Genomic DNA, 11842 nt, shown 5'->3' on the forward strand with positions numbered 1-11842 from the left:
TTACCGACCCTCCCCCTCGCTATCAGCATACACATGCAGCAGCGTATCTTCAGGCTTTGGAAAAGGCGCATTGTCTGCATATTCAATGGCTTCCTTGACTTCGAGCAGCAGTTCGGCCGACAGATCTGCATCTTTGGCCTCGTCCCAAATGCCGCATTCAATCAAGTAACTCTTCATGCGGGCTACGCCGTCCTTGGCCCAGTTTTCATCCACTTCCTCCTTGGTCCGGTAAGCCAGATCATTATCCGAGGTGGAGTGAGGGGACAGACGGTACATCATCGCTTCGATTAGCGTAGGACCTTCACCGCGGACAGCACGTTCACGTGCTTCCTTCACCGCGGCATATACGGCTAGCGCATCATTACCATCGACACGAATACCAGGGAATCCGTAACCCAATGCCCGGTCGCTTACCTTGCCTGCCAACTGCTTATGAATCGGAACCGATATTGCATATTGATTGTTCTCACACATAATGATGACTGGCAGCTTCTGTACACCTGCAAAGTTACAGCCTTCGTGAAAATCCCCCTGATTACTGGAGCCTTCCCCAAACGTAACAAACGATACAAAATCTTTTTTCTGCATCTTGGCGGCCAACGCAACACCCACTGCATGTGGAACCTGTGTCGTCACTGGGCTGGAGCCTGTTACAATACGCAGCCGTTTACTACCAAAATGCCCTGGCATCTGGCGCCCTCCACTATTAGGGTCATCTGCCTTGGCAAATGCCGACAGCATCAATTCGCGCGGCGTCATGCCGACTGCAAGCACGAATCCGTAATCCCGGTAATAGGGAAGGAAATAGTCCTTTTCCCGGTCCAGAGCGAAAGCTGCACCTACTTGTGCCGCTTCCTGTCCAATGCCGGAAACGTGGAAATTAATTTTCCCTGCCCGTTGCAGGAGCATGTTGCGCTCGTCAAATCTTCTTGCGAGCAACATATATCTGTACATATCAATTACTTGTCCGTGAGTAAGTCCCAGCTGCTCATGTCTGAAGCCAGCGTCTACAGCGCCTTTAGAACTCATTGAGGCACCTCCTTAAATGTCAAACATCCTACTTTCAGCACCTAGTACCATCTTGTCTTAAAACCTGGTACTAAACTCTGACTAACCCCATTATAATCCTTTTCGCCCCAAAAAGAAAAGTACCGATTTATTTGAAACGTTTATATGCCTATCGCTTGTCCATCGACTGCCAGCATCGCTTCTCCCAAAATCTCCGACAACGTTGGATGTGGATGAATAAGCTGTCCGACTTCCCACGGCGTAGCATCCAGCAATTGCGCAAGAGCGGCCTCGCTGATCAGATCCGTTACATGCGTACCAATCATATGTACACCGAGAATATCATTGGTTTGCTGGTCCGCCACCACTTTCACGAAGCCGTCTCGACTACCGTATACTAACGATTTTCCGATAGCTTGGAAAGGGAACTTCCCTGTTTTCACCTGGTGCCCACGTTCACGGGCTTCCTGCTCCGTCAAGCCGACGCTTGCGGCTTCAGGACGTGTGTAAATACACCGCGGAATCATATAGTTGGGTACGCTGTGAAACTCTTCGCCCGCCAAATGATGAACTGCCTGCAAGCCTTCATGACTCGCGGCATGGGCCAGTTGTAAGCCGCCGATGCAATCCCCGATGGCGTAGATATGTGGCTCATTTGTCTGCAAATGCTCATTAACCGAGATAAAGCCACGCTCCACGCGGATATCCGTATTTTCCAGCCCGATATTTTCCACATTCGCCTGACGACCTACAGAAATGAGCAGTTTGGAAACACTGAGGGTTTCGGTTTCTTCACCTTTTTGCACGTCAATCTGTACGCCTTCCTCATCCTTGCCGTAGGTTTCAGCCAACACTTGTGCCCCCGTCAGCACCTTGACACCACGCTTGGTTAACAAGCGCTGCATTTCACGCGAAACGTCCTCGTCCTCCGTAGGAATAAGTCGATTCGCGGCCTCAACCACCGTAACCTCCACGCCAAAATCATTTAGCATGGAAGCCCATTCCACGCCAATGACCCCACCACCCACGATAATCAGGGATGCTGGCAGGTTCTCCATAGTCAATGCTTCGTCACTGCTCAGAATAAATTCGCCATCTGGCTCCAGTCCAGGCAGCACACGCGGACGTGATCCTGTTGCAATAATGAGGTGTGCCGGAACAATCGTCTCCATCTCACCATCTTCTAGTTCCACAGCCACTGCACCGCTTTTAGGAGAAAATATAGACGGTCCAATCACGCGTCCCTTACCGCTCAGCACCGTAATTTTATTTTTCCGCATCAAAAATTGAACGCCCTGGTGTAGCTGCTCCACAACGGCTTCCTTACGTTCCTGAACCTTGGGAAATACAAGCTGTGCTCCCGATGTCTCAATACCATATTGCGCACTTTCTTTAATCGTTGCATATACTTCCGCACTGCGCAGCAAAGCCTTGCTCGGAATACAACCACGGTGCAGACAGGTTCCGCCGAGCTTGTCCTTTTCGATGATCACCACTTCCTTGCCGAGTTGGGCTGCGCGAATTGCTGCTACATACCCTCCGGTTCCTCCACCCAAAATAGCGACATCACAATGTATAGTCATGTTTCTCCTCCATTAACATTGATTATATATAGCTTATTGTACTCTCTTTATTTCACTGTACAAAATTTAGCGTTTAGGCATAGGCTGCAAATCATCATCTACCTAATCTAGATATCTCTCCATATCATTCATACAGTGCATCTCGTAATTTGGTAGCCATTCTTGGACTTTGTGCTGATTTGGCTCGCAACGCCTTGCGAAACGATTCATTTTGCTTGCTCAGAAAATCAAGCTCTGTCTCCAACTCAATGATTAGCTCCAGAGCTTGCCGGCTAATCAGTCCTTGTTCCAGTAATACTCTTTTTTTGGCACTATAATCCGTGTTTTTTTCGTCCATGCCTTCCACTCTTCCCTTCATTCCACTACGCTTCACCATATCATGCCCGCGGCGGCAGAGCAATGACGACCACATTTACGATTTAGGAATAGACATACAAAAACATGTCGAAAAACAATATATTTTCTCTAGTCTGTATGTGGCTCGTTATGGTAATCTATAATGGCGTTTTCTTTCGGAGATGAAGATTTACAGCGTTATGTACATGTTAAGAGAGGGGAATTCGCTTTGCCTACAGGACGAATTACGATTATAACAGGCCCCATGTTCAGCGAAAAATCCGGCGAATTGATTCGCCGTTGTCAGAAACTAATCCAATACGGGCATCGCAAGGTGGTCGCTTACAAACCAGCTGAAGACAACCGTTATGCGGAGGATGAAATTGTAAGCCGAATCGGATATCGGCTGCCCGCTATCTCTATTCCAAGAAAACTCACGGATGAGCTCGTTCAGCGTATTTTGCAAGAAACGAAAGATGCCGATGTGGTTGCCTTTGACGAAGTCCAGTTTTTCAGTCGGCATATTATGTCGCTCATACAAGAGTTAGCTTATTGCGGAAAGCATGTCATTGCCGATGGGCTAAATCTGGATTACCGAGGCAAGGAGTTCGGCTATGTCGGTGGTCTGCTCGCTATGGCAGATGACATCGAGAAACTGACTTCCTTCTGCGCTGTATGCGGCAGCTCGGAAGCAGTATTTACGCAGCGTATGGTCAATGGAAAACCTTCCACTGTAGGACCTATCGTGATGATCGGTGACTCTGAGGCTTATGAGCCTCGTTGTCGTAATTGCTTTATACCTCCTCATAAAGTGAACTGCGAATAGTAAGCTACATGGGGCGGCAAACTCCATACGCCCACTTGTTTTCCATTACTTTTTTCTTGCATTTTTTTGGAACGGTTCAAGCTATTTCCCCGTATATCCGTTAAGCTGTACAAGTTTTTATTTTTTTGTGCATAATAACCATAAGATTATCGGGGGGACGGAATGATGAGTTTCTTTAACAAGATCTTAGCAAGTGCAGGAATCGGTTCAGCCAAAGTCGATACGTTGGTGGATCAGACTGTATATGTGCCTGGAGAAGAACTTAGTGGCATCATACGTATCAAAGGCGGTAAAATTGATCAGGAAATCGGTAAAATTGATATTGAACTCAAGACTGAATATATCGTAGAGCACGATGATAAAAAAACCGTCACCACCTGCTGCATTGCGCGGATCAAGGTATCTGATGGCTTTCATCTAAAGCAAGGACAGGAGCTTGAAACTCCTTTTTCCTTTAGGTTGCCTTTGGAAACTCCTGTTACTCATGCCAAACAGCCTGTCTGGCTGGAAACAGCATTGGACATTGGCATGGCTTTGGACCCGACCGATCGTGATTCACTCAAAATCGAGCCACATCCTTATATGAGTACGGTGTTTGAGGCGGTTCACCTGTTAGGCTTCCGATTCCGTTCCTCCACCTGTGAACGTCACCCCAAGCTTGGACGCGGTGTTCCATTCGTGCAGGAGTTTGAGTTTACGCCTGGCTCGGAGTATGCACGGGATATCGAGGAGCTAGAGCTGATTATGCAGTTGGAACCCGAGGGTGTCCATGTGCTTGTAGAAGTAGATCGTAGAGGCAGAGGCTTGTCCGGTTGGCTGGAAAATGCCTTTGATATGGATGAGCGTCATGCCTGGTTGAGCTTAAGCCGGGAAGAACTATCCTATGGACCAGATCATATAGCTGATGCGCTAGAGGAATTGATTGACAGGCAAATTCGCTAACAATGTAGTAAAACACTAACAAAAAAACTCCTAACCAATTTACTTACATACGGTTGGGAGTTTTTATTAATTATAAGAATTATTTGATGATGGTTCTCCATAGTCTGTATAGACTAAAGTGGCAGCATATCCTGTCTTTCCGCCTTATGCTTACACTCTTTACATACCCCATACAGCGAACCATTATCATCGGCATAAAAGGTTAATTTTTCTTCTTTTTTACAAAAGGAGCATTTTTGTTTACTCGTGCTCTGAATGGAGTCAAACAGTCCAAATCCAGCTTGGGTCTGAATATCTGCCGCTTTTGTATTCGCGCGTGTACCCGAAGACACTTTAGACTTCATTTCATTGCCAGTGCGGGATTGTCGGGCGGGCTTACGAGGGCGAAATTCAACAACATTACTGCCCCGATGTTCATCCGCTTGTTGTTGATTGCCGCTACGTCCACGCCATGCCATAACAATCCAACCCAACGCCACCAACAACACGCCGACGATCACCCAAGTCAGACTATTCCACATGCTCTCATCCCCTCTTTGCTTTAAAATCTTTTGCATCCATACCACAGCCCGTTCAATGCGATGACTTTTGCCTATAACATATGATTGTATATATCCGTGTATACAGCCTCTGTGTTGTTCATTCGATTGCTACCCATGTAGAAATCTACCCTCCAGGGCAACATCCGACTCGCCTCTTAACGAGACATTGATCATGTTAGGTAAATCTTGTTATGCCGAGGAGTACATTGACCCTTTTTACAAATTGTACATGATTCTTTTGAAAAACGGTAATATCCACTTCATGGACATCGTTCTCCTTATCATAATGCTTATCTACTTTCCAAAGGTGAGGACAAAAATGTCCCAGATGGCTACATTACTCCCCTTGATAATAAAAATCAATGAATCTTTTCGTCAACGGATTAAATTTATCAAAACGTTTGCGATGCGGTAAAAAGCCTGACTTATGTACTTGTTCTGCTAGGGTTTCTACATCTTCAAATCGCTTGAAAAAAGGCAACGCGAAAGTGTAGATATCTGCCACAATCTCTTGGATCACTCGTTCTCTTTCTACTTCTGTGGACACAAGGTAATCCCTGTTGCCCGTATATTTCTTGGTTAGAGCGATCAACTCACTGTGAAAACAAGCCCCTGTACTATACTTCTTTTTTATACTTTTGGATTCCACGGTAATGTAAACTTTTAATGCACTATATTTGGTCGCGCCGAAACAAATTTCAAATATAAATTCCTTGTTTTCTTTTTTCAAAACTTTTCTGCTTTTCAGATATTTAAAATCATTCAAAAATGGTGTAGCTATGATTTTGTCTATCGCTAACTGACGCAGGTCGCTTGCTTTAAGTTCAGTTTTATTGTCCATGATATCACTCCAACCCAAAAGAATTTCCCACCATTGTATCATATCTTTCCAATTACAGGCTCCGCATATCTCCATCTTTTAATCGCAAATATATTTATTAAAAAATGAATAGAAAAAGCCGCTCACAATAGAGCGGCTTTTCCCCTGAAATATAGAACCGGTATACGATTTATACTTTAAATTTACCAATTTGTCCTTGTAGGTCTTCTGCCATTTTGGACAGGTTTCTTGCAGAGGAAGCAATTTCCTCCATCGATGCCAATTGCTCTTGAGTCGCGGCAGATACGTGCTGCGTCCCAGCTGCAGCCTCTTCAGCAATCGCTGAAATTTGTCTAACAAAGCCAACAATCTCATCGGTACTTGCAGACATTTGCTCCGATCCAGCAGAGACCTCTTCAATTTCACTGGCCACTTTATTAACGGTTTCCTGAATAAGCTCAAAGGATGCACCCGCATTTTGTACGACTTCCCGACCTGTCATGACATCTCGCCCATTGGACGCTACCGCCTCAATAGCATGCGAGGTATCCTTTTGTATCAATCCCACCAGCTCCGTAATTTGTTGAGCAGAATGAGCCGATTGTTCAGCCAACTTACGCACTTCACCTGCAACTACAGCAAATCCGCTACCGTGATCTCCTGCGCGGGCTGCTTCAATGGCCGCGTTCAGGGCAAGAAGATTGGTCTGACTTGAAATATTGGTGATGACATCAATAATCTTCCCGATTTCATCTGAACGCTCTCCCAATCCAGCCATAAGATCAGCCAAGCTATTCATAGAGTCATTCACACTATTCATTTGGACAACAGCCTGCTGGATCATCTGATTACCTTCAGCTGATTTGTGAGCCGCATCCTGAGCTGATGCAAAAACATTTTGCGCACGGATTGCAATTTGTTCTACACCGATGGACATTTCCTCAATAGCCTGGGACGATTTGGTCACCATATCCACCTGGTCACCTGTCCCTGTAGCAACTTCTTGCACTGTTTCGGTGATTTGCGCAGTTGCTTGGCTATTTTGCTCTGCGCTGGCCGTCAATTCCTCCGAGGAAGTGGTTACCAGCTCGGTCGTACTACTTACAGACTGAATCAGTTGACGAAGATTTGCAACCATCGTATTAAAAGAATGGGCCAAAATACTAATCTCATCCTTGCCTTTCACGACAATGGCTTCCCCAGTAAGGTCACCGGACGCAATGCTTTCAGCAGCACGACTGATGCGCAAAATGGGCTTAGAAATAATTTGGGCTATAATGATCGCCATGATCAATGCTAGTATAACGGCTGCAATACTCAAAACGATAACTAATTGTCTGCCTGAAATAAAGTTGTCAACAGCTTCTTTCGTAATCAGTTTTGATCCATCTGCATTCAACTTAATGAGCTGACTGATCATATCGTTTGAACTATACCATAACTTATAGGATTCTTGGTGAAGGATGCTTGATTGAGTGTAATCATTAGCTCTCCCTGCTGCAATCATTTCTGGTAACTTAGTCAAATACTCCGTATAAGTTTTGGAGAATTGTTCATACATTTCACGTTCCTTAGGAGTAGCAATTAATTTTTCGTATGTTTTTCGGTCTTCTTCAACTTTCTTTAAAACCTTATCATATTCGGCCTGAACCTTCTCCATTTCCTCCGGGTCACGTTCTACAATAATGTTTAATGAGAGCCGCTCTACATCAGATATATCACCATTTAGTGTTCCGAGGATGGTCACACTTGGCATCCAATGGCTATCAATTTCCATTGAAGTATCGCCTAACTTTTTCATTCGCGAGATCGATACTGTACTAATCACAACTAACAGGATTATTACCGCAAGGAAACCCAATAACAATTTTGTTCGAATGTTAAATTTCATATATTCGCTCCTTAGTTCTCTTTATAATAGATATTATATCGACAAGAATCGACACATTGTTTATATCAAAATTAAAGAGAATTTCAGAACTGTTTACAAAAGGAAAATTTCTCTTCGTGATCGTTTTATAATGATTGACGCTTATTTTATAAACCGCGTGAGAGTATTATTTTTCGTCCATCCAATTCATCCGTTAAAGCATTGCAAGTAAAAAAGAGATACCCCAAAGCGGGTATCTCTTTATGTTTTACTTCCTAGCTATAATCATAAATCGTTCTGCATTTGTCCTAATTCCTTTTGGAGTTTGGTTGTCCAGAATGAATTGTTGGAGTATTTCAAAATCCATTTGTTTTTGTCCAAAGTCAGGAATAATGGGAGTGTGTTTCAAAAGAAAAACTAAGTCTGCAGGAGTCTGATAGTATTCGGTTGCATTAAATTCAAATGACTGAATATCGTTAAAGCCCGCTTCATTGAGATCTGTAATACATTGAGTTTTCAACGAGTCTTTCTTAGTACCCAATGCCTGCCCTCTTCCAAACGCTTCTTTAATGTTTAATTTGTCATTTTCGCTCACTTGCTGTGTTAAAAATATACCACCCTTAACTAACACCTTAGCTATTTCTTTTGCAGAGAAACACGAATGTCGAGAAGAGATTACATTAAAGAATTCCTTGGGAAAATTCAGATTTTCAGCATCCATCTGTAGAAAACGAACATTCGCTATGTCTGCTTCAGTAGAATTTTTTCTTGCCGTATCAATCATTCCAGCAGATTGGTCAATTCCGACTAAAAGTAATGCAGAAGCCGCTATTGACAAAATAGCTTCCCCGCCACCCGTGCCGATATCAAGCAATATGTCCGACTTCTCGCACGTCTTCGACACTTCATTATAGAAGTCCCATTTTACTCCTTCAGAAATACATTTCACATTACTAAAATCCCATCCGTTGATTTTTCCAACCTTATCATAAAACTCTTTATATTCAATTGAATTCATTTTTATCCACCTTCAAAAAGATAATAAAAACTACAGAATAGCAGACCGAGATCATTCGAAATTTTAGTTTTGTAGTCAATGAGGCAGACTCCCCCCTTGATAGCTGGTACGCGTTTTTTTCCAGCCCGGAAACTAAATACTTCGAACAATACGGAAAGACATCCATTCACCTCATTTGAAAGTTTGCTTTAATTATATTTCTAATCAGACATGCCACAGTAACCCATATAGAGACAAGTTTAACATAAAATTATAAAGATTTATTAAAAAAGTCTATAGCAACCTGCGTAGAAAACTCATGTGTTACACCTCAACGTAATGTGAATACAAAATGTCCTCAAAACCCGCAGATGCGACAGAATTGCCTACAATAGTCGCTGACCGCATCTTACCTGTGATAGTATTGCCAGCTATTGAGATATTTTCTAGTCTGTTGGCTGTATTGGCCACCAGATTAACCCCTACACTATTTGCATTATTGAGTTTTATTTGATTGTCTTTAATGTTTGCAGTCAATATTGATGTATCTTCGTCCTTACCGATTGCTATTTGTGCTCTAGCTTTATTCAAGCAATTTATTGCATTTTTTACTACACGTATATCTCCTGCAATAGATTGATCATGCCCAAGTTGTAACACCAGTTCGGACATTGAGTTGATTTTGTTATTCTCTATAGTTATATTTTTTGGATTAGTTCCGTCAAGTAGCAACCCCCATATTCCTAGGTTTTTAGCTCGATCAACTTGGATTGTGGCCGTCCCATAGGTGCCTTGAAGATTATTACTGATAGAATCTCTCACGGTTATATTTCTCGAACCGCAAATGTCTACGAAATGTTGATCATGATTTAACGATTGGACACGCTCAATAAGTACATTATTCGCATGTCCCAACGCAATCAAGTCCCCGTAAGTCCTCGGCTTGGAGGTAACATCACCGTCTGTAATCGTGAAATTTCGTAACACGATATTGCCAGCTGCTTTATATCCCCCCTTTGTGTCGTAGCCTTTATTAACGAGCAATACGCCGTTTTGCTTCCGTTCACTACTAATCCGTTTGATGATGGTGACACCCATACCAGAGCCTTCTATAATCACTCCGGCGGGTATGACAATACATGCCTTACTGTGAATACTCTTAGCGATACTTAGGAGATACGTACCTTTGCCAAGGATAAGCTTACCTCCCCCCACTCTCTCGAGGTAGTCAAGTGCAGACTGGATAGCTTTTGTCTGATCAGTCCCGTTTCCACTGGCACCAAACATATTAGATGTAACCGTGTTTTTTATTCCTCTATCCAGTTTAGCTTGTAGATCAGAAATGCCGGTAGTGAAAAACCAAACAATCACTAACAAAATTATTGAAATTTTCACCCGCATCATCTAACAACCTTCCCTAGTAATAGTGTATGTTAATACCTTACATTTTAATGGGAAGTAAAGTCAATAATATAATAACATTGGCAGATTTGCACTCTGATGCGCATAAGGAGATAGACCGGTGAACGTATAACGACAGCATGATTCGTAGAGTCCATTGCAATTGCAAGATTACATCTGTTCGATCTTGTAATGATATTCCTACTATAAAATGAACTCTCCGCAATTACCTCGCTCGTAGTCTCTCCATAACCTTATTCATTAAATGCTTGGTATAATTCAACCTTGCATCTCTTAATTGCTCTTTGAACGTTCATACGATGAATCCTAGTATAGGGGCCTCTATCGGTGAGTTACCCTAATTTGATGGATTTGCAAATTTGCGACATCTTGCAAAAAAATAACGCCCACCTCCGAAGAGATAAGCGTTATTCAAATAATTTTTACTTATTTAGTATTAGTTTCAGCAAAAATACCTATTGATATGCGTGTAAAGCGTAAAATCCAACTCAATTGCGAAGAGCTTCATCGGAATCTCCGGCGCAACGATCGATAAATTATTGAGAATTTGCGTTCTACTCATGTTCATTTTTTCGCGTCTCATCAGAGTTTCAGGACACCTTATTCTCAATCCGCAGCTTGTCTGCGACCATCGCTATAAATTCTGAGTTGGTTGGTTTGGACTTGCTGATATTGATAGTGTAACCGAACAGGTGGGAGATGCTGTCGATATTTCCACGGGTCCATGCTACCTCGATGGTTTTTGAGGTGATTTAAAATAATATATTCATAAGTTATATACAATCAATTTTTATCAATTGGTTGGTTTATGGTCAAGTAATTTAGTGGCTAATTTGTTTTACAGTCTTAACCATATCATAGCAATTATAAAAAATCAATTTATGAATGTAGCATACCCCCATAAAAAAACTGCCCGAAGGCAGTAAAATAAACAAATATTATGATCTAAAATTGAAAATTTTATCATGCACCAAAATTATCTTATAATTATCAAAGACGTCTTCCTCAACAAAAAAACTTACCTTATTTATAAATTGATTGTCCCAGTCCGTTTGTTGCGTTAACATCATAAAGCAATTCAATTTTGTAATGCTTATCTGTTGCTGATTTCATTACCATATCCTGTTTCACTCTCTGAAACTACAGTCAAATCAATAAATTGACGTTTCAGGCTCTCTTTCCATTCCCTAAAAGATTTAAATTCCTTTTCGTGATACATTTTGTACATATCTTCATCTACAATTAACCCATTAGGTTCTTCCCACTTATCCACCACACGCAAAATTTGTAATCCAAAACATTTATAAAATCATCAACATTAGGCTTTTTTATAATCACCTGTCATATCACCATTCATAATTGCTTCTAAATAGTTATTCACAACAGTATTTGCCTTCGCTTCTGGTGTGAAGTAACTTGTATTAATAAAATAGATCAGTGTAGCACAAATCAGTACAACATAAGTCAAGATTAACACTGTCAAAGGTTTAAATGCT

Annotated in this window: 11 protein-coding genes and 1 pseudogene; 2 read left to right on the forward strand and 10 right to left on the reverse strand. The window is 42.2% G+C overall.

Going from position 1 to position 11842, the window contains the following annotated elements; all coding sequences use genetic code 11:
• The 3 genes from KSP24_RS07650 to KSP24_RS07660 form a co-directional block, all read right to left on the reverse strand.
• Window positions 1–1029, reverse strand: a complete 1029-nt coding sequence (locus tag KSP24_RS07650; RefSeq protein WP_216974831.1) for a thiamine pyrophosphate-dependent dehydrogenase E1 component subunit alpha — start codon at window positions 1027–1029, stop codon at window positions 1–3.
• Between the two features lie 140 nt (window positions 1030–1169).
• Entirely contained in the window at window positions 1170–2591 is a 1422-nt protein-coding gene (gene lpdA, locus KSP24_RS07655) for a dihydrolipoyl dehydrogenase (RefSeq protein ID WP_013371752.1), read from the reverse strand.
• Window positions 2592–2715: 124 nt separating this feature from the next.
• A complete protein-coding gene (locus KSP24_RS07660) occupies window positions 2716–2949 on the reverse strand; it encodes a hypothetical protein (protein ID WP_014599988.1) in 234 nt (77 codons plus the stop codon).
• 207 nt (window positions 2950–3156) lie between these two features.
• Between KSP24_RS07660 and KSP24_RS07665 the strand changes: the two genes are divergently transcribed.
• Window positions 3157–3753, forward strand: a complete 597-nt coding sequence (locus KSP24_RS07665) for a thymidine kinase (protein ID WP_170973174.1) — start codon at window positions 3157–3159, stop codon at window positions 3751–3753.
• 165 nt (window positions 3754–3918) lie between these two features.
• Window positions 3919–4695, forward strand: coding sequence for a sporulation protein (locus tag KSP24_RS07670; RefSeq protein ID WP_017427508.1), 777 nt, complete (start codon window positions 3919–3921; stop codon window positions 4693–4695).
• Window positions 4696–4808: 113 nt separating this feature from the next.
• Here the strand turns inward: KSP24_RS07670 and KSP24_RS07675 are convergent, their stop codons facing one another.
• The 7 genes and pseudogenes from KSP24_RS07675 to KSP24_RS07705 all read right to left on the reverse strand — a co-directional run bounded on the left by KSP24_RS07675 (window position 4809) and on the right by KSP24_RS07705 (window position 11628).
• Entirely contained in the window at window positions 4809–5216 is a 408-nt protein-coding gene (locus KSP24_RS07675) for a hypothetical protein (RefSeq protein ID WP_216974832.1), read from the reverse strand.
• Window positions 5217–5574: 358 nt separating this feature from the next.
• Window positions 5575–6078 carry a hypothetical protein gene (locus KSP24_RS07680; RefSeq protein WP_216974833.1) on the reverse strand — a complete coding sequence of 168 codons (504 nt, stop codon included), beginning with the start codon at window positions 6076–6078 and terminating at the stop codon, window positions 5575–5577.
• Between the two features lie 169 nt (window positions 6079–6247).
• Entirely contained in the window at window positions 6248–7948 is a 1701-nt protein-coding gene (locus KSP24_RS07685; protein ID WP_014599991.1) for a methyl-accepting chemotaxis protein, read from the reverse strand.
• Window positions 7949–8195: 247 nt separating this feature from the next.
• On the reverse strand, window positions 8196–8945 hold the full coding sequence (locus tag KSP24_RS07690; RefSeq protein ID WP_025675619.1) for a class I SAM-dependent methyltransferase: 750 nt from the start codon (window positions 8943–8945) through the stop codon (window positions 8196–8198).
• A gap of 303 nt (window positions 8946–9248) precedes the next feature.
• Window positions 9249–10328 carry a hypothetical protein gene (locus tag KSP24_RS07695; RefSeq protein WP_216974834.1) on the reverse strand — a complete coding sequence of 360 codons (1080 nt, stop codon included), beginning with the start codon at window positions 10326–10328 and terminating at the stop codon, window positions 9249–9251.
• Between the two features lie 608 nt (window positions 10329–10936).
• Window positions 10937–11083: pseudogene (locus KSP24_RS07700) on the reverse strand (sporulation initiation factor Spo0A C-terminal domain-containing protein); the annotation flags it as partial.
• A 356-nt stretch (window positions 11084–11439) separates the two neighbouring features.
• Complete coding sequence (locus KSP24_RS07705) at window positions 11440–11628, reverse strand: hypothetical protein (RefSeq protein ID WP_064962945.1); 189 nt, start codon at window positions 11626–11628, stop codon at window positions 11440–11442.
• Between the last annotated feature and the right edge of the window lie 214 nt (window positions 11629–11842).

This window comes from Paenibacillus sp. AK121 (assembly GCF_019042715.1).
Lineage (GTDB): Bacteria > Bacillota > Bacilli > Paenibacillales > Paenibacillaceae > Paenibacillus > Paenibacillus polymyxa_C.